Raw genomic sequence first — 17898 nt, 5'->3', positions numbered from 1 at the left:
CGCACACGATGAAATTTACCGATTTATTCGTGCGCCGCCCCGTGCTGGCGCTGGTGATCAGCACCTTGATCCTGATGCTGGGCGTGATCGCCATCCTGCAGCTGCCGATCCGCCAATATCCGATGCTCGAATCATCGACCATCACCGTGAAAACCACGTATCCGGGCGCCTCGGCGGAACTGATGCAGGGTTTTGTGACGCAGCCGATTGCGCAAGCCGTATCGTCGGTGGAAGGCATCGATTACCTGACCTCGTCGTCGGTGCAGGGCAGCAGCACGGTCACCGTGCGCATGGAATTGAACCGCGATTCCACGCAGGCGCTGACGGAAGTGATGGCCAAGGTCAACCAGGTGCGCTACAAGCTGCCCGAAGGCGCCTTCGACCCCGTGATCGAGCGCTCGGCCGGCGATTCCTCGGCCGTCGCCTACGTGGGCTTTGCCAGCGACAGCGTCTCGGCGCCCGCGCTGACCGATTATCTGGCGCGCGTGGTGCAGCCGATGTTCGCCACCATCGACGGCGTGGCGAAGGTCGACGTGTATGGCGGCCAGCAGCTGGCCATGCGCCTGTGGATCGACCCGGCCAAACTGGCGGCGCGCGGCTTGACGGCGGCCGACGTGGCCGACGCCGTGCGGCGCAATAACTACCAGGCGGCGCCCGGCAAGGTGAAGGGACAATTCGTCGTCTCCAACATCAGCGTCAACACGGATCTGACCAGCGTGGAACAATTCCGCGACATGGTCATCCGCAAGGGCGGCGATGAAAAGGACAGCGCATCGCTCGTGCGCCTGAAAGACGTGGGCACGGTGGAACTGGGCGCCGCCGCCACGGAAACGAGCGGCATCATGGATGGCGTGCCTGCCGTGTACCTGGGCCTGTCGCCCACGCCCGGCGGCAACCCGCTGGTGATCGTCGACGGCATCAAAAAACTGCTGCCGGAGATCCAGAAAACCCTGCCGCCCGGCGTAAAAGTGGAGCTGGCGTTCGAAACGGCGCGCTTCATCCAGTCGTCCATCGAGGAGGTGGCGCACACCCTGCTCGAAGCGCTGCTGATCGTCGTCATCGTCATCTATCTGTGCATGGGTTCCTTGCGCTCGGTGCTGATTCCCGTCGTGACGATACCGCTGTCGATGCTGGGTGCGGCGGCGCTGATGCTGGCCTTCGGCTTCAGCATCAATCTGCTCACCCTGCTGGCGATGGTGCTGGCCGTGGGCCTGGTGGTCGACGACGCCATCGTCGTGGTGGAAAACGTGCACCGGCATATCGAGGAAGGCAAGACGCCCGTGGCCGCCGCGCTGGTCGGTGCGCGCGAAGTGGCCGGCCCCGTGATCGCCATGACGATCACGCTGGCGGCCGTGTATGCGCCGATCGGCATGATGGGGGTCTCACGGGCGCGCTGTTCAAGGAATTCGCGCTCACTTTGGCCGGCGCCGTGGTGGTGTCGGGCGTGGTGGCATTGACCTTGTCGCCCGTGATGAGCTCATTGCTGCTGCAGCCGAAACAATCGGAAGGGCGCATGGCGCGCGCCGCCGAGCATTTCTTCGAAGGGTTGACCAGCCGCTATGCGCGCCTGCTGGACCGCTCATTGCACCACCGCTGGTGGAGTGCCGGTTTCGCCGCGCTGGTGATGGTGAGTTTGCCCTTTTTGTACCTGCTGCCGCAGCGCGAACTGGCGCCGGCGGAAGACCAGGCCAGCGTCTTGACGGCCATCAAGGCGCCGCAGCATGCCAACCTCGATTACGTCGAACGCTTTTCCTACAAGCTCGATGCCATCTACAAGAACATCCCCGAAACGCACTCGCGCTGGATCATCAACGGCGGCGAAGGCCCCGCATCGAGCATCGGCGGCATCAACCTGACGCCATGGGCCGAACGCGCGCGCAATGCGGCCGTCATCCAGGCCGAACTCCAGCACGCCGTGGGCGACGTGGAAGGCACCAGCATCTTCGCCTTCCAGCTGGCGCCCCTGCCCGGGTCGAGCGGCGGCTTGCCCGTGCAAATGGTGCTGCGCAGCGCGCAGGATTACACCACGCTGTTCCGCACCATGGAAGACGTCAAGCAGCGCGCGCGCGACAGCGGCCTGTTTGCCGTCGTCGACAGCGACCTCGATTACAACAACCCCGTGGTCAAGGTGCGCGTGGACCGCTCGAAAGCCAACAGCCTGGGCATCCGCATGCAGGACATCGGCGAATCGCTGGCCGTGCTGGTGGGCGAGAATTATCTGAACCGCTTCGGCATGGATGGCCGCGCCTACGACGTCATCGCGCAAAGCCCGCGCGAACAGCGACTCACGGCGCAAGCCCTGACGCAGCAGTACGTGCGCGCCGACGATGGCAGCCTGCTGCCCCTGTCCGCCGTCGTCTCGGTGAGCGAACAGATCGAGCCGAACATGCTGACCCAGTTCAACCAGCAAAACGCGGCCACCTTCCAGGGCGTGCCGGCGCCCGGCGTGACCCTGGGCGACGCCGTCGCCTTCCTCGACGGCGTGGCAAAAACCCTGCCACCCGGCTTCAGCTACGACTGGCAGTCCGATGCGCGCCAGTTCGCCACGGAAGGCAATGCCCTGCTGCTGGCCTTCCTGGCGGCCGTCGTCGTGATTTACCTGGTGCTGGCGGCCCAGTACGAAAGCCTGACGGACCCGCTGATCATCCTGATCACGGTACCGCTGTCGATCTGCGGCGCCCTGATTCCGCTGGCACTGGGCTACGCCACCGTCAACATCTACACGCAGATCGGCCTCGTGACCCTGATCGGCTTGATCAGCAAGCACGGCATCCTGATGGTGGAATTTGCCAACGAATTGCAGGTACATGAAGGGCTCGACCGCATCACGGCCATCCGCAAGGCGGCGCAGATCCGCTTGCGCCCGATCTTGATGACGACGGCCGCCATGGTGGTGGGCCTGGTGCCGCTGCTGTTCGCCTCGGGCGCGGGCGCCAACAGCCGCTTCGGCCTGGGCGTGGTGATCGTCTCGGGCATGTTGATCGGCACCTTCTTTACCCTGTTCGTGCTGCCCACCGTGTACACCTTTCTGGCCCGCCGCCACACGGCCGACCATGCCACGCCGCGCGCCCGCGATTTGTCGCAGGCGCTGAAGGAATCCCCATGAAAAATTACCGCTATCTTGTCTGCCTTTTCCCCGTGCTGGCCGGCTGCGCCGTCAGCCCCGCCTACGTCACGCCGGGCACGCCCGCCATCACCCTGGCCAGCCCCCAGCAGGCGCAGTTTGCGCCAGGTCCAACAGCTGCCAGCAGCGCCGCGTGGTGGACGTTTTTCGACGATGCACGGCTGTCGCAGCTGATCGCCAGCGCGCTCGAACACAACCTCGATATCGCCCAGGCACAGGCGAATCTGCTGGCCGCGCGCGCCGTCTTCGACGAGCGCCGGCTCGACGAACTGCCCACCGTCACGGGCCAGGCCGGATGGCAACGCACGGTGCAGCAAAACACGCCCGGCAGCCGCGCCGCCAGCACGAATACGCGCGTGGGATTCGACGCGCAATGGGAGATCGACCTGTTCGGCCGCCTCGCGCATATTTCCCGCTCGGCGCAGGCGCGCGCCGACGCGGCGCAGGCCGATTTGCGGCAGGTGCGGCTGACGATCGCCGCCGAGGTGGCGCGCAATTACTACGAGGCCCTGGGCTACCAGCAAAACCTGGCGCTGACGCAGGCGCAGATACAAAGCTGGCGCGACACGGTGGCATTGACCGACGCGCGCATCCGCGCCGGCAGCGGCTTGCCGGAAGAACGCCACAACGCGCTGGCCAACCTGGCGCGCAGCGAGGCGGCCTTGCCGCCCCTGCAGGCGGGGTTACGGCAGGCGCAGTACCGGCTCGATGTCTTGAGCGGCCAAGCGCCGGGTGCCATCGCGCTGGCCACCACGCCGCGCCAGCAGGCGCCGCTGGCGGGCCAGCTGCCGCTCGGCGACGTGAACCGCCTGATCAAGCAGCGGCCCGACGTGGTGCGCGCCGAACGCCTGCTGGCCGCGTCCAGCGAAGACGTGGGGGCCGCCACGGCCGACCTGTATCCGCGCCTCAGCCTGGGCGGCTTTTTAGGCTTCTTCGCCCTGCGCGGCAGCGGCGTGTTCGACGGCGGCGCGCGCGCGGTCGAGGTGGCGCCCTCCGTCAGCTATCCGGCCTTCCGCCTGGGCAGCGTCAGGGCACGCTTGCGCGGCACGCGGGCCGAGGCGCAGGGCGCGCTGGCGCGCTATGAGCAAACGATGTTGTTGGCGCAGGAAGACGTGGAAAACGCCGTCACGCAGCTGGCGGAAAACCAGACGCGCTTGGCCTCCCTGCTGGAATCGGCGCGCCATGGCAACGCGGCCCTGGGCATCGCCAGCACGCGCTATCAGGGCGGTGCCGGCAGCTACCAGGCGGTGCTGGAAAACCAGCGCGCCTTGTACGATATCCGGCGCGAAGCGCTGCTGGCGGAAACGGCCTCCTACATCGATGCGATCGCCCTGTACAAGGCGCTGGGATGGGGGCAAACTATGTAGCATTTTTCGATCAGGAGGAAATGCGATGTTCACGCAAGGCAGCTGGCTCAATCCACCGGAAAACTGGTCCGCCGACGGCGCGCAATTACGCGTGACGACGGATGCAAACACGGATTTCTGGCGCAAGACCTCGTATGGTTTTATCCGCGACAGCGGCCACTTTTGGCACTGAAATCCATGGCGATTTCACGGCGCAGCTGCACGTGGCCGCGCAGTACGCGGCGCTGTACGACCAGGCCGGCATGATGGTGCGCATCGACGAGCAACACTGGCTCAAATGCGGCGTCGAATTTTCCGACGGCCAGCTGCTGTTGAGCAGCGTATTGACCTTGGACAAATCCGACTGGGCCGTCAGCATCGCGCCCGCCATGCCGGACGGTTTCTGGCTGCGCGTGACGGTGGAAAAGGGCGTGATCCGGGTGCAGTATTCGACCGATGGATTGCGCTGGCCGCTGCTGCGCCTGGCGCCGTTTCCTGCGGCATCCCGCTACCGCGTCGGGCCCATGTGCTGCACGCCGGAACGCGGTGGCCTGGAGGTGGTGTTTTCGCAGTTTGCCACCGGTCCCGCGCTGCAAAAAGGCTTGCATGATTTGAGTTAAGTTAAACCGCCCACGTCTCGTGCAAATGGCGCCACAGCAGCTCGCCGGCAGGCGTTTTTTCATACACGACGGTCGACAGGCGCTCCGTGTTTTCTGCGCCGGGCGTGGACTGAAACTCACGGTAGGAGACGGTGGCGCCGGCCGCGCTTTCCTGTATCAGAACGATATCCGAAATGCGCATCTGCAAGCCCGGACGGCTGCCGCCGGCGGCGCGGAAAAACGCCGCCAAACCGGCGCCATCGAGCTGCTTGCCAGCGGGCGCCACCATCGTGAAACCGGGCGAGAAACGCGCGAGCAAATCAGCGCAATGTTCGGGCGCCGTGGCTGCGCCGGAAAGCCACTCGCGGATCAGCACATGCGTGGATAAAACGTCGTCAAAATAAAGATTTGTAGCATTCATTTTTTGCTTGCTCCATGGTGATGTAAAAGGTCGAGAACGGCGCGGTTATCGATGCGCAGGCACAGTGCCAAAGGCAGCACGCACGCGCTGGCGGCCAGCGCAAAGCACCAGTGAAACACCTGCGCCGCGCGCGCATGCAGGGCGGGGGCGTCCAGGCTGCCGATGCCCTGCGCCGCCAGCAAGCCGTTCAGCAGTACGCTGAGCAGCGCCACGCCCAGGCAAAAGCCCAGCTGGCGGTTGATATTCCACACGGCGCTCGCCTGGCTCAGTTGCGCGTCCGGCGTGCGCAAGAAGGCCGTGCTTTGCGCCGTGCTGCTGCACAAGCCGCCGCCAAAACCCATGACGGCATAGGCGCCGGCCAGCCAGAACAACTGATCGGCCGCATCCACCCGCAGCAGCATCAGCATGCCCGCCGCCTGCAGCAGGGCACCAGCGATGAACAGGGGCTGCGGCCCCACGCGGCGGTAGCTTTTGCCCGTCAGCGAAATGGCCGCAAACGAGGCCAAGGCCCACGGCAGCATCAAGGCGCCCGCCGTCGATGCCGGCATGCCCAGCACGCCCTGCAGGTACAGCATGGCCAGCAGGCTCACCCCCATGAAGACACCGGGCACCAGCAGATACATGAGCATGGCAATGCGCAGCAGCGGTTCGGCGGCCAGGCGCAGGTTGAGCAGCGGCGTCGACTTGCGCAATGCGCCGCGCACATAGCCCCACGCGCAGGCGGCGCCCAGCGCCAGCACGCCGGCGCCGGCCAGCAGCTCGCCCGGCGTACCGAGCATGGTCAAGCCCAGCAACAGCAGCAAAATCGCCGTGCTGCCCGCCAGCAGGCCGGCCACGTCGAGACGGGGCACGGCCGCGCGGGGCGGATCGGGACGCAGCCAGCAGGCGGCCAGCAGCAGCGCCAGCGCCGCGAACGGCACGTTCAAATAAAAAATCCAGCGCCAGGAAAGACTATCGACGATCACGCCACCCAGGGCAGGCGACAGCGCGGGCGCCAGCAAGCCCACCAGCATGATGACGGAGGACAGGCCGGGTCGTTCGACAGGCTGGTATAGCTGGTAGGTCATGCTTTGCCCCAGCGGGATCAGCAAGCCGCCGCCCAGGCCCTGCACGCAGCGCCAGGCGATCAGCGCCTCGATCGAGGGCGCCAGGCCGGCGCCGATACTGGCGCATAAAAAAGTTAGCAACGATGCCATGAACACGGTTTTGCTGCCATAATAGGCAGCCAGCCAGGCGCTGGCGGGAATGACGATGGTCAGGCCGAGGATGTAGGCGGTGCTGATCCAGGCCAGCTGCGCCACCGAGGCGTGCAGGGCATGGCCGATGTCGGGATAGGCGACGCTGGTGATGAACATGTTGATCAGGTCGACGAAAAACCCCAGCAAATAGATGGCCGCCACTTTTTTGCGATAGTCCATGGTGCTCCGAATGGCAAACGGCCAGCTTAAGCGCCACAGGCCATTTGCGTAACGGGCCAGCCCCGATTACACTGTCAAACAAATTTTGACAAACCCCTGAGAACCGCATCTCTCTTATCTATGATCAGTCTTGACCGCCTGGGTATTTTCATCGCCATCGTCGACGCCGGCTCCCTGACGGCTGCCGCCGCCGTGCTGGGCCAGAGCAAGGCCGTCGTCAGTTTTAATTTGAAACAGCTGGAGGCGGAGCTGGGCGTGTCGCTGCTCACGCGCAGCACGCGCAGCCTGGCGCTGACGGACGTGGGGCGGCGCTTTTACGAGGATTGCCAGCGCGTGCTGAGCGAAGCGCATGGCGCCATCGAGACGGCGCGCCAGGGCCAGCAAGGCTTGCGCGGCACCCTGCGCCTGACCACCACCGTCGAATACGGCAGCCGCACGGTGATCCCCGCGCTGATCGCCTTCGCCGCCGCCCACCCGCAGCTGCAGATCCAGCACTCGTCGTCGTCGTCACATGAAGACCTGATCTCGGGCCGCTACGACCTGGCCATCCGCATGGGTTCACTCAACGATTCGAGCTACCGCGCCGCGCTGATCGAGCCGTACGCGATCTGGCCCGTCGCCTCGCCCGCCTACCTGGCCAGCCTGCCCGGCAGGGACATCGCCACCTTGGACGACTTGCAGCGCGCGCTGGCTGGCGCACAGCCGCCTGGCCTCGCCGCTGCGCTGGGACGTGCACACGCCCGACGGCCCGGCCGCCTTTGCCGCGCAGGACGACGCCGCCATCCATTCCGACTCCGCCTCGGCCCTGCTGGGCTTTGCGCTGGGCGGCTGCGGCGTGGCCCTGCTGCCGCAGTGGCTGGTGGAAGGGGAGGTGCGCGCGGGACGCCTGCGCCGCCTGCTGCCCGGCGCCGCCTTCCCGGAGCAGGGCGTGTATGCCGTGTATCCGAACACCCAGCATATTGCGGAAAAGGTGCGCGCCTTTATCGACTTCTTGCGCGCGTTCGTGGGTACGCCGGACTGAGGTTTCACTTCGTCAATACTTGATAAACACAACGATTTCCAAGGGGCAAACGGGCGCCCTTTTCGGTGTGCACGGCCTACACTGAAAGGACGTTGTTCATCGAATGGAGACCATCATGGCACATACATTGGCAGCAGTTTTCGCCGTGCGCGACATGGCCGAGCGCGCCCGGCACGACCTGATCACGGCGGGCTTCCCCAGCGCCAGCATCCGCCTGCACGACGCGGGCAGCGACGACTTTTCCGCCACGGAAAATATCCGCCGCGACGACAGCGACAGCCTGCTCGATAGCATCAAGCATTTCTTTACGGACCTGTTCGGCAGCCATGCCGACCGCCACATCTATGCGGAAGCCGTGCGGCGCGGACACGTCGTGCTGACGCTGGAGGGAGCGAGCGACGCCGATCTCCAGCGCGCCACCGACCTCGTCGAGCGCTACGCGCCGCTCGACATCGATGCGCACGCCGAGCACTGGCGCGCCGGCGGCTGGCAAGGCGCGCCGTACAACGACAGCGCGACGCGCCAGGGCGCCAGCATGCAGTCCGGCGCGCCATCGCAGCAGGGCACGTCCGCCGGCAATATCAACGAGGCGCCAGGGTCGCAGCAGTTTGCGGGCGGCATGGCATCGCCGCCGTCCGGCGCGGGCGCCAACGTGCGCCGCTATCCGGGCGCCGACAACCTGCCCGGCACCAGCTACGACGACGAGCAGTACTACCGCAGCCACTGGAGCGCCACCTATGTCGCCACCGGCGCGCGCTTCGAGGACTACGATCCCGCCTACCGCTATGGCCATTCCATGGCCAACAGCGACAGCTACCGGGGCCGCCCATGGGACGAGGTGGAAGCGGACCTGCGTTCCACGTGGGAGCACACGTATCCCCAGTCGGCGTGGGACAACTTCAAGGCGGCCATCAAGCATGGCTGGGAACGCATCACGTCCTGACGCGCGCCGAGGGCGTTGCTGCCCTCAGCGCCCCTCGTGCGTGAGCTTGAGGAAGTGGTTCAGGATGTGGAAGTGGTCTTCGAAGAATTGCTCTTCCATGGCCGGCAGGGCGCTCACCGGCACCCACTGCGCCAGCGCCGCATCGTCGGCCGCCGTCACGGCCGGCAGCTGGCGCGTCTTCAGGTCAAAATAATGCGCATGCGTGATGGTGCGCCCGCGCTGGCTGCGGTCCGGGTGGTCGAACACGGCCACGCCCACCAGCGCCTCGACGAGGGTGGGCGCCAGCACGCCCAGCTGGGTTTCTTCCGCCAGCTCGCGCAGCGCGCCCTGCAGCAGGCGTTCGCGCGGCTCCAGGAAGCCGCCCGGCAAGGCCCACAGGCCCTTGCCCGGATAACCGCCACGGCGCACCAGCAGCACGTGGCCGCCCGTCTGCACCAGCGCGTCCACGGTGCAAAAGATGGGCGCATACGGCGCCGTGCGCCAGCGCGCCTTGTAGGCCTCGATGGCGCGGTATTCCTGCACCAGCGGCGCGTACCACGGCAGCAAGGTCCACGCTTTTACATACTGGCCGATGGCCGCCGGCAGCAGCTGCGCCACGGCGCTCAGCGACACGTCGACGTCTTCCGCCTCGAACAGCACGCTGCGGATGGCCGTCGCGCCGATCGGCGCGCCAGGGTCGATCTCCAGATTGAGCAGCTGCCAGTGCGGGAAGTGGTGCAGATAATAGCTGGTGGCGTCCTTGAAGCAAGCCACCAGGGTGACGCGCTGCGCCGTGGCGACGGCGCCCGCCACGGCGCGCCGCACGGCGTCTGCCCACAGGCCATCGTCGTAGTAATCGCGCACGGCCACGTAATGCACGCGCGCGCGCTGATCCTCGGGCAGGGTGGCGGCGATCATGGCGGCCCGCTCCTGCCACGTAAACGGATTCTTAGGGCTGCGCGCATGGAAGGCGGAACCGAGCACCACCACCACTTGCGCGGCCGTCGTCAGCGCCTTCTGCAGCAAGCCGGCATGGCCGTTATGAAAAGGCTGGAAACGGCCGATCAGGATGGCCGCGTCGGCGGAATAGGCGAGGGTCATGCGTCGTCTCCGGTGGGGTAGTGGGCGGCGATCGGCAATTGACGGCCGCTGCCAAAGGCGCGCGAACGCACGCGGATGATGGGCGCCGCCTGGCGCCGCTTATATTCGTTGCGGGCGACCATGCCGAGGATGCGCGTCACGAGAACCCGCCCCTCGTCCGTCTCGCGCAACTGGTCGACCAGGGTCAGCGCCTGCGCGCTTTCGGCCGCCGGCAAACGCCGTCCCTCGATGTGCCACTTTAAGATTTCATCGAGCACCGGGTACGGCGGCAGGCTGTCGGTGTCGCGCTGGCCCGGCGCCAGCTCCGCCGACGGGGGTTTATCGAGCACGGCGGCGGGGATCAGTTCGCGTCCGGCGCTGGCATTGATGTGGCGCGACAGGGCGAAGACCTCCGTTTTATACAGGTCGCCAATCAAGCCCAGGCCCCCGTTCGTGTCGCCGTACAAGGTGCAGTAGCCGACCGAGATTTCGCTCTTGTTGCCGGTGGTGAGCAGCAGGGCGCCGAAGGCGTTCGAGTATTCCATCAATATCGTGCCGCGCACCCTGGCCTGCAGGTTTTCCAGCGGCAGTCCCTGCAGCTTGCCGTCGAAGGCCGCCGCGTAGCCGGCTTCGTACTTCGCCACGATGTCGCGGATCGGGTGCGTGGTCAGGGCGATGCCCAGGTTGGCGCACAGGGCGACGGAATCGGTGACGGAGCCGGCGCTGGAAAACACGGACGGCATGGTGATGGCCGCCACGTTATCCGCGCCGAGCGCCTCGACGGCCAGGGCCAGGGTCAGCGCCGAATCGATGCCGCCCGAGCAGCCGACGACGACTTGCGTAAAGCGGCAGCGGCGCGCGTAGTCGCGCAAACCGAGCACGATCTGGCGGCGCGCAAACTCCACGGCGGGGATGCCGTCCGGGTCCGGCACGGGAAACGCCGCGCCGTCCTTCTGCGCGAAACGCCCATCGGCAAAACGCAGCAGCTGGAAATCCTCGACGAAGCGGGCCGCCTCGAATTGCACGCCATCGCCCGGCGCGATGGCGAACGAGGCGCCGTCGAACACCAGCTGGTCCTGGCCGCCCACCTGGTTGACGAAGAGCAGAGGCAGATTCACGCGCTGGCAGGCGGCGCCAAACACAGCGTGGCGCTGCGCGCGCTTGCCGATATCGGACGGGCTGGCATTGATGCTGACGACCAGGTCGGGCCGCGCCGCGTGCAGGGCCTCAAACGGGTTGACGGCATAGGCGCGGCCGTCGTCGTTCCAGCCATCCTCACAAATCATGAAACCGACCTTGCAGCCGGCGATATCGAGGGTGCAGGCGCCGGGCGGGCCCGGCTCGAAATGGCGGCCCTCGTCGAAGATGCCGTAGGTCGGCAGCAGCTGCTTGTAGTATTCGGCGACGATATGCCCGTCGCGGATGGCCAGCAAGGCGTTGTACAGGGGCTTGCCGACGCCGGGATTGGGGCGCGCCGTGCCGATGACGGTGACCAGCGCGGGCCAGCGCGTGGACGCTTGCAGCAGGGTCTCGAGCGCCTGCTGCAGGCCGCGCAGGAAGGCGGCATCTTCGAACAGGTCGCCCGGGTAATATGCGCACAACGACAGTTCGGGGCACACCAGCAGGTCGGCGCCATCGCTGCTGGCGCGGGCCATGCGCGCAGTGATGGCGGCGACATTGGCGTCGAAGTCGCCCACGGTGGGATTCATCTGGGCGAGGGCGATGGTCAGCATGGTGATCCTTCAATTGGTTCCGCTTGAAACCACTATCCTGCCTGAAAAGTTTTATGAGCGTACTGATGCAATCGTGCAAGCCTGCCGGTCGCTGCCTACATGGTCTTGCGCCAGGACCGCAAGCGCGTGCGCGCGTTCGCATACGGCGACGCCGTATTGAACTGGATCATGCGCCCCATCGTGTAATGCGTGTACCAGGGCTGGCCATACAATTGCACGTCGTCGTGCGCGTCGATCAGCGCCAGCAGCTGGTCTTTCGCCTGCTCCAGGCGCTGCAGCAAGTCGTCCATGCTGAGGTCAGCATAGTCGGCATAGAAGCGCTGCGCCAGAGCGCCGAGAGCGTTCCACGTGAAACCTTCGGCGGGAAAGGCGATGTCCTCGATGCGTTTGCCGTCGCGCAGCTGCGCGTGCCAGTGCAAGACCAGCTCGTTCCACCCCACCAGGTAGGCGAGCAGATCGCACACGCTCATGCGCGTGCCTTTCACTTGCCCCTCCAGCACGGGATCGCGCGCCAAGGCCGGCGGCACGCGCGCCAGCTCCTGCACCAGTTTCGCGTACGTGGTGGTAATCGCCTCGACCAGTTCCTGCTTGCTGTTGGGGATCGCCATCACGCCGCCCGGATCACCGGCAAGCCGGCCGCCTGCCAGTCGTCGTAGCCGCTGCCGAGGCGGCGCGCAGGCAAGCCGTGCTGGCGCAGGGCCGCCACGGCCTGCACGGACAGCACGCAGTACGGGCCGCGGCAGTAGGCGGCAATCTCTGCGTTCGCGGGCAATTCGTCCAGGCGGCGCTGCAAGTCGTCAAAAGGAATATTGATCGCGCCGGGCAAGTGGCCGGCGGCAAATTCCTGCGCGGGCCGCACGTCGAGCACGGTGATGCTGGCTTCCTGCATGCGTTCCAGCAGCTCGTCGCCCGTGATCGCTTCCACATGGTCGCCCCGGCCCAGCGCCTGCAATTCGCTGCGCTGGTGCTGCGCATACACGTCCAGCGCATCGAGCAATTGCATGACAGGGCCGTTGCCGAGCCGGTACAGCACGCGCTTGCCGTCGCGCCGCGCCTGCACGAAACCGGCGCGCCGCAGCTGCTGCAAATGCTGCGAGGTATTCGCCACGGACAAGCCCGTCAACTCCACCAGTTGCTCCACTGCATACTCGCCGTGCGCGATCTGCTCGAGCAGGCGCAAGCGCGGCGCGCTGCCTAAAATATGGGCAAACCCGGCGGAACCGGTAAGCAATTCAATATCAGCATTTTTCATTGACACGATGCTAGCACCCTTATAACATTCAAGCAATCAATTGAATGTTATAAGGGAGACACGATGCAAATACTCTGGCTCGATGCCCTGGCGATCGGCGTGGGCGCGACGGCAGTGATGGATGTGTGGGCGGTGGCGTTAAAGCGCTTCTGGTGCATACCCTCGCTGAACTTTGCGATGGTGGGACGCTGGCTCGGCCATTTGCCGCGCGGCACCTTGAGCCACGTCAACATCGCCCAGGCGGCGCCCGTGCGCGATGAAGCCATCCTGGGCTGGACCGCCCATTACGTGATCGGCGTGCTGTTTGCGGCCGTGCTGCTGGCGCTGGTGGGACAGGAGTGGGTGCAAGGGCCGACGTTCGCGCCGGCCCTGCTGGCGGGCCTCGTGAGCGTGGCCGCGCCGTTTTGCATCTTGCAGCCGTGCATGGGCGCCGGCCTGGCCGCCAGCAAGACACCGCATCCGGTGGCCGCCCGCCTGCGCAGCCTGATGGCCCACACGGCGTTCGGCATCGGCCTGTACCTGGCGGCGCTGCTGTGGTCGACCGTGCGCTGACTCGTGCCGACTAGCTCGTCAGCGGCGGCACGGGTGCGGGCGCCGGGGCCGGCGCGGCGGCCACCGCCGGGATCAGCGGCGCCTCGGACTGCACCGGCACGCTGCTCAGCACCATGGTGCTGGGCTTGGCGATCGCGATATGCGCCTCGTCCAGGCGCTTGAGCAGCTCGAACAGCAGGGCGCTGCGGATGCCCGACGTCAAGCGCGGCGACGAGGCATAGCCGGTGGCGTTGAACAGCAACAAGCCATTGTCGATGCCGTCGAGCTGCACATTGGGCGCCGGCGTGTCGAGCACGTCGGGATTATCGACAAACGCGGACAGGATCAGCGCGCGCGCCGCTTGCGCATCCGTGCCCAGCGGCAGCGGCAGCTTGACCTGCACCAGGCCCAGGGGATTGGCCAGGGTGACGTTGCGCACCGTCTTGGTGATGAATTCCGAGTTCGGCACGATCACCGTCGAGCGGTCGCCCAATTGGATTTCCGTGGCGCGCACATTGATGCGGCGGATATCGCCTTCCACGCCGCCCAGCGAGACCCAGTCGCCCACTTTCACGGGGCGCTCGGCCAATAGAATCAGGCCGGAAACGAAGTTCTGCACTACGGCCTGCAAGCCGAAGCCGATACCCACCGACAAGGCCGACGCCACCCACGCGATGCGTTCCAGACCGATGCCGGCCGCCGACAGGGCCAGCGCCACGGCCAGCACGCCGCCGATATAGCCGAACAGGGTGATGAACGACACTTGCATGCCGGAATCGAGATTGGTGGTCGGCAAATAGCTGTTTTGCAGCCAGCGCTTGAACAGGCCCAGCGCTACGAAGCCGACGACCAGCACCAGCAGGGCCTGGATCAGCGCGCCAGGGCGGATCGCCACCTCGCCGATGGCCAGGCCATCCTGCAGCTTGCCGACGCGCTGGAACAGCTCGCCCGGACCTTCGCCGAACGGCGCCAGCAGCAGCATCAGCGCCAGCAGCACGACGATGGCGCGGCCGATGCCCGACAGCAGCACGGCCGCCTGGTCGCGCGCCTTGGGCGTGGCCAGCACGGGGTTGACGGCGTCCGGCGGCGGCGGCGTCGAGGCCAGCAGCATGCAGATATCATCGACCAGCACCGTCAGCAGATAGGTGCTGCCCACCACCACGATGACCCAGGCGATTTGCTTGGCGACAAAGCTGCCGAAGGCCACATAGCCGACCAGCAAGCTGATGACGCTCGACGCCAGCGCCAGCCACAGCAGCACCGTGACGCAGCGCAGCCACAGCGGCGTGACCAGGGTGGCGGGATCGGCCTCGCGCAACAGGCGCCAGCAGCGCTCGGCGCGCATCAAGCCATAGGCGATGGTCGTGCTCATCACCAGGGCGACGATGCAATTGACGGCCACGGCCGTCGACAGGCCCGCATTGATGACGATGGTGACCCGTTCCGTGGCCCACACGAGCACCACGATGAAGGAAAACATCGCGGGAAAATGGCGCAGGCGGTGCGCCAGCGCATCGGGCAGAGGCAGCAGGCGCCACGACACGCGCCACGGCGACAGCAGCGCATGGCCGAGTCCCGCCGTAAAACCGGCAAAACAGATGATGCCGATCAAACTGCTGAGGAAAGTCGAGGTTTTTTCGGACAGGCCGCCCTCCCAGCGCAAGCCCATGGCCAGCAATTCCGCCACCAGCCCCGGCGTGGCCAGCGCCAGCACCAGCACGGCCAGCGCATGCAGCGAGCGGCGCAAACGGCCATGCGGCACGCGCGTGGCCGTGACCACCAGCAGATAGCGCGAAGCCCAGATGCTGGCGCCGATCACGGCCACGATACCGGCCAGCAAGCCGCCCCAGGCCGACCACGGCGTGGCGCGCGCCGCGTTGCCCAATTCCTGCTCCAGTGCCCGCAGACGCTGCAGATTCTGCGGCAATTCGGCGTGCAGCTGGTTCCAGAACGAGCCGGCCAGAATCGAGGCCGTGCGCTCGCCCAGGCGCGCCTGCAACTGCGCGCGGCGCGCCGTCGACACCTGTTCCGACGCCTGCGTCGCTTCCACGGCCAGCAGGCGCGCCAGTTTGACTTGCGCGTCGAGGGCGCTGCTGGTGCGGTCCAGCTGGCTGCGCTGCGCCGCCACGTCGGGGGCATCTTTCGTGCCCGCCGCCGGCTTGCCCAGCTCGGCCAGCCGCGCCTGCACGCTCGACAGCGTGGGCGTGAGCGCCTCGGCCACCTTGTCCGCCTCGGCGCTGGCCGCCAGCGCATCGGCGCGCATCTGCGACAGGGTCGCGTCATCGAGTTCCGCCTCGCCATCGAGCGCCTTCTGGATGGCCGTGATCTGCTTGCGCAAGCCGTCGAGGCGCTGGTCGGCCGTGGCGGCATCGTCGACGGGTTGCGACCAGGCCGGTGGCGCGGCCAGCGAGCACGCCAGCAGCAGGGTCAATAGCAGCGGCAGCAGGAAGGGGAAAAAACGGAGACGGAAAGAAGTCATGCGGACCTATGGCTGAAAATGAGAAAAACGGCCGGATTGGCAGCGGCGCCGCTCATGGCGCGCCGCCCGGCGGGTGCCTGCCAATATAGCTGAAAACACCGGCAAGCCACAGGATAAGCGGAACTGGCGTGTGCCCCCAGGCGCGACTAGGCATATTGCCCTATGGAAATATCATTCAAAAAGGTCTAGGATCGTCGTCCGCTTGGCGGCGCGGCAGCCATCTGCACGCCGCCGACCTTTTCACCATTCCCTCCGTATCGAGACCGCCATGAAGTTTTTATCCCACCTGACCATCGGCACACGCCTTGCCGTGGGCTTTGCCGCCATCGGCACCATGCTGATCATCATCTCTTGCCTGGGCATTGCCATGCTGGGCAAGATCAACCAGGGCACCGGCCACATCGTGCATGACAGCATGCCCAAGATTGCGCTCGCCAACAGCGTGTCGGCCAACATCAACGACATCGCCATTGCCCTGCGCAACATGATGCTCAGCGCCGATCCGGCCGACCAGCGCAAGCAGACCGACGCCATCCTGGCCGCGCGCCAGGCGGCGGCCGGCAATCTCGGCAAGCTCGCCAGCATGCTCGATTCCGAGCGCGAACGCGCCTTGCTGGCGAAGATGAACGACGCCAACACGCGCTACGCGCAGGGGCAGGAGGTACTGCTGGCGCTGATCAAGGGCGGCACGCCGGACGACAGCAGCGCCTACCTGTACGGCCAGCTGCGCCCCGTCTTACTTGTCTACAAGCAGTTGATTGCCGAACAAATCAGCTTGCAAAACACCCTGGCCACCACGGCGGGCGACAACGCCAACACCACCTATGCCAATACGCGCACCTTGCTGATCGGCATGTCGCTGGCGGCGCTGGCCATCGCGGCGGCGTTGGCGTATGGCATCACGCGCTCGATCACCGGTCCCGTCGCCACGGCGCTGCAGGTGGCAAACACGGTTGCCGCGGGCGATTTACGCAGCCGTATCACCGTGCAGTCGAGCGATGAAATGGGGCAACTGTTGCAAGCGCTCAAGCGCATGAACGACAACCTGGCGCACACGGTGGGCACGGTGCGCGCCGGCACGGAAACGATCGCGTCGGCCTCGTCCGAAGTGGCGACGGGCAGCCTGGACCTGTCTGCGCGCACGGAGCAGCAAGCCAGTTCGCTGGAAGAGACAGCCTCATCCATGGAAGAGCTGACCTCGACCGTCAAGCAGAATGCCGACAATGCGCGCCAGGCGCACGTGCTGGCTGACACGGCCTCCGGCGTGGCGCAGCGCGGCGGCGCCGTCATCGCGCAAGTGGTGGCGACGATGCGGCAAATCGACGCCTCGTCAAACAAGATTGCCGACATCATCGGCGTCATTGACGGCATCGCCTTCCAGACCAACATTCTGGCCTTGAACGCGGCCGTGGAAGCGGCGCGCGCGGGAGAGCAGGGCCGCGGCTTTGCCGTGGTGGCCACGGAAGTGCGCAGCCTGGCGCACCGCTCGGCGGCGGCCGCCAAGGAAATCAAGACCCTGATCGACGACTCGACCCAGACCGTGGCGGCCGGCAGCGAGCTCGTGCACCAGGCCGGCAACACCATGAGCGACCTGGTCGACAGCGTGCGCCGCGTCACCGACATCATGGAAGAGATCACGTCCGCCAGCGCGGAACAGACTGCCGGCATCGAGCAAATCAACCAGGCCATCAGCGAGATGGACAACGTCACCCAGCAAAACGCGGCCCTGGTGGAAGAATCGGCGGCGGCCGCCGCCGCCATGCAGGAGCAGGCGGCCACCCTGGCGCAGGTGGTGAGCGCCTTCAAGCTCGGCGGCGTGCCAGCGGCGACCTTGCCAGCCCCTGCCGCGCCGCAACGCGCCTGCGCACCGGCGCAGTGGGAGGAATTTTAAAATAGGGCAACGGCGCGCATCATGAACATAAGATTGAATTTAACATCATTAAATTCAATTCTATGTTTACCTTCAAGATGA

Annotated in this window: 12 protein-coding genes and 2 pseudogenes; 7 read left to right on the top strand and 7 right to left on the bottom strand. The window is 66.2% G+C overall.

Going from position 1 to position 17898, the window contains the following annotated elements; all coding sequences use genetic code 11:
• Positions 1–8 precede the first annotated feature (8 nt).
• The 3 genes and pseudogenes from ACRHIG_RS03030 to ACRHIG_RS03020 all read left to right on the top strand — a co-directional run bounded on the left by ACRHIG_RS03030 (position 9) and on the right by ACRHIG_RS03020 (position 5090).
• A pseudogene (locus tag ACRHIG_RS03030) lies at positions 9–3106 on the top strand (MexW/MexI family multidrug efflux RND transporter permease subunit).
• On the top strand, positions 3103–4491 hold the full coding sequence (locus ACRHIG_RS03025) for an efflux transporter outer membrane subunit (RefSeq protein ID WP_489629326.1): 1389 nt from the start codon (positions 3103–3105) through the stop codon (positions 4489–4491). Before ACRHIG_RS03030 ends, ACRHIG_RS03025 begins: the two are co-directional and overlap by 4 nt.
• Positions 4445–5090, top strand: a pseudogene (locus ACRHIG_RS03020) (DUF1349 domain-containing protein). Before ACRHIG_RS03025 ends, ACRHIG_RS03020 begins: the two are co-directional and overlap by 47 nt.
• Position 5091: 1 nt before the next feature.
• On the opposite strand, the gene ACRHIG_RS03015 reads toward ACRHIG_RS03020, so the two are convergent.
• Both ACRHIG_RS03015 and ACRHIG_RS03010 read right to left on the bottom strand, forming a co-directional pair.
• Positions 5092–5490 carry a DUF4440 domain-containing protein gene (locus tag ACRHIG_RS03015; RefSeq protein WP_489629325.1) on the bottom strand — a complete coding sequence of 133 codons (399 nt, stop codon included), beginning with the start codon at positions 5488–5490 and terminating at the stop codon, positions 5092–5094.
• A complete protein-coding gene (locus ACRHIG_RS03010; RefSeq protein WP_489629324.1) occupies positions 5487–6908 on the bottom strand; it encodes an MFS transporter in 1422 nt (473 codons plus the stop codon). Before ACRHIG_RS03010 ends, ACRHIG_RS03015 begins: the two co-directional genes overlap by 4 nt.
• Positions 6909–7028: 120 nt before the next feature.
• On the opposite strand from ACRHIG_RS03010, the gene ACRHIG_RS03005 reads away from it, so the two are divergent.
• Both ACRHIG_RS03005 and ACRHIG_RS03000 read left to right on the top strand, forming a co-directional pair.
• Positions 7029–7952 carry a LysR family transcriptional regulator gene (locus tag ACRHIG_RS03005; RefSeq protein WP_489629323.1) on the top strand — a complete coding sequence of 308 codons (924 nt, stop codon included), beginning with the start codon at positions 7029–7031 and terminating at the stop codon, positions 7950–7952.
• Positions 7953–8044: 92 nt separating this feature from the next.
• A complete protein-coding gene (locus tag ACRHIG_RS03000; RefSeq protein ID WP_489629322.1) occupies positions 8045–8872 on the top strand; it encodes a hypothetical protein in 828 nt (275 codons plus the stop codon).
• A gap of 24 nt (positions 8873–8896) precedes the next feature.
• Here the strand turns inward: ACRHIG_RS03000 and ACRHIG_RS02995 are convergent, their stop codons facing one another.
• The 4 genes from ACRHIG_RS02995 to ACRHIG_RS02980 all read right to left on the bottom strand — a co-directional run bounded on the left by ACRHIG_RS02995 (position 8897) and on the right by ACRHIG_RS02980 (position 12916).
• Positions 8897–9952: a bifunctional nicotinamide-nucleotide adenylyltransferase/Nudix hydroxylase gene (locus ACRHIG_RS02995; protein WP_489629321.1), complete on the bottom strand. Its 1056-nt coding sequence runs from the start codon at positions 9950–9952 to the stop codon at positions 8897–8899.
• The gene (locus ACRHIG_RS02990; protein ID WP_489629320.1) at positions 9949–11664 is read right to left on the bottom strand and encodes an NAD+ synthase; all 1716 of its coding nucleotides are present in this window, start codon (positions 11662–11664) and stop codon (positions 9949–9951) included. The genes ACRHIG_RS02995 and ACRHIG_RS02990 overlap by 4 nt, the downstream gene beginning before the upstream one ends.
• Before the next feature lie 95 nt (positions 11665–11759).
• The gene (locus ACRHIG_RS02985) at positions 11760–12272 is read right to left on the bottom strand and encodes a ClbS/DfsB family four-helix bundle protein (RefSeq protein ID WP_489629319.1); all 513 of its coding nucleotides are present in this window, start codon (positions 12270–12272) and stop codon (positions 11760–11762) included.
• Positions 12272–12916 (bottom strand): ArsR/SmtB family transcription factor, encoded by a 645-nt coding sequence (locus ACRHIG_RS02980; protein WP_489629318.1) that lies wholly within the window; start codon positions 12914–12916, stop codon positions 12272–12274. Before ACRHIG_RS02980 ends, ACRHIG_RS02985 begins: the two co-directional genes overlap by 1 nt.
• A gap of 63 nt (positions 12917–12979) precedes the next feature.
• Here ACRHIG_RS02980 and ACRHIG_RS02975 point away from each other — a divergent pair, with 63 nt between their 5' ends.
• Positions 12980–13468: a DUF2938 domain-containing protein gene (locus ACRHIG_RS02975; RefSeq protein WP_489629317.1), complete on the top strand. Its 489-nt coding sequence runs from the start codon at positions 12980–12982 to the stop codon at positions 13466–13468.
• Positions 13469–13478: 10 nt separating this feature from the next.
• Here ACRHIG_RS02975 and ACRHIG_RS02970 read toward each other — a convergent pair whose 3' ends face one another.
• Complete coding sequence (locus ACRHIG_RS02970; RefSeq protein ID WP_489629316.1) at positions 13479–15926, bottom strand: DUF3772 domain-containing protein; 2448 nt, start codon at positions 15924–15926, stop codon at positions 13479–13481.
• A 268-nt stretch (positions 15927–16194) separates the two neighbouring features.
• Between ACRHIG_RS02970 and ACRHIG_RS02965 the strand changes: the two genes are divergently transcribed.
• The gene (locus tag ACRHIG_RS02965) at positions 16195–17817 is read left to right on the top strand and encodes a methyl-accepting chemotaxis protein (RefSeq protein WP_475416981.1); all 1623 of its coding nucleotides are present in this window, start codon (positions 16195–16197) and stop codon (positions 17815–17817) included.
• The last annotated feature ends 81 nt before the right edge of the window (positions 17818–17898 follow it).

The sequence above is a fragment of the Janthinobacterium sp. C22 genome (assembly GCF_057919405.1).
Note: the sequence above shows the minus strand (reverse complement) of the source record. Positions and strands in the feature narration are given on the sequence as shown.

Excerpts from the sequence above, each read along its gene's own strand:
- ACRHIG_RS03025 (WP_489629326.1), top strand. The coding sequence starts at position 3,103 with ATGAAAAATTACCGCTATCTTGTCTGCCTTTTCCCCGTGCTGGCCGGC.
- ACRHIG_RS02990 (WP_489629320.1), bottom strand. The coding sequence starts at position 11,664 with ATGCTGACCATCGCCCTCGCCCAGATGAATCCCACCGTGGGCGACTTC.
- ACRHIG_RS02975 (WP_489629317.1), top strand. The coding sequence starts at position 12,980 with ATGCAAATACTCTGGCTCGATGCCCTGGCGATCGGCGTGGGCGCGACG.
- ACRHIG_RS02985 (WP_489629319.1), bottom strand. The coding sequence starts at position 12,272 with ATGGCGATCCCCAACAGCAAGCAGGAACTGGTCGAGGCGATTACCACC.
- ACRHIG_RS02995 (WP_489629321.1), bottom strand. The coding sequence starts at position 9,952 with ATGACCCTCGCCTATTCCGCCGACGCGGCCATCCTGATCGGCCGTTTC.
- ACRHIG_RS03015 (WP_489629325.1), bottom strand. The coding sequence starts at position 5,490 with ATGAATGCTACAAATCTTTATTTTGACGACGTTTTATCCACGCATGTG.
- ACRHIG_RS03010 (WP_489629324.1), bottom strand. The coding sequence starts at position 6,908 with ATGGACTATCGCAAAAAAGTGGCGGCCATCTATTTGCTGGGGTTTTTC.
- ACRHIG_RS02970 (WP_489629316.1), bottom strand. The coding sequence starts at position 15,926 with ATGACTTCTTTCCGTCTCCGTTTTTTCCCCTTCCTGCTGCCGCTGCTA.
- ACRHIG_RS03005 (WP_489629323.1), top strand. The coding sequence starts at position 7,029 with ATGATCAGTCTTGACCGCCTGGGTATTTTCATCGCCATCGTCGACGCC.
- ACRHIG_RS03000 (WP_489629322.1), top strand. The coding sequence starts at position 8,045 with ATGGCACATACATTGGCAGCAGTTTTCGCCGTGCGCGACATGGCCGAG.
- ACRHIG_RS02965 (WP_475416981.1), top strand. The coding sequence starts at position 16,195 with ATGAAGTTTTTATCCCACCTGACCATCGGCACACGCCTTGCCGTGGGC.
- ACRHIG_RS02980 (WP_489629318.1), bottom strand. The coding sequence starts at position 12,916 with ATGAAAAATGCTGATATTGAATTGCTTACCGGTTCCGCCGGGTTTGCC.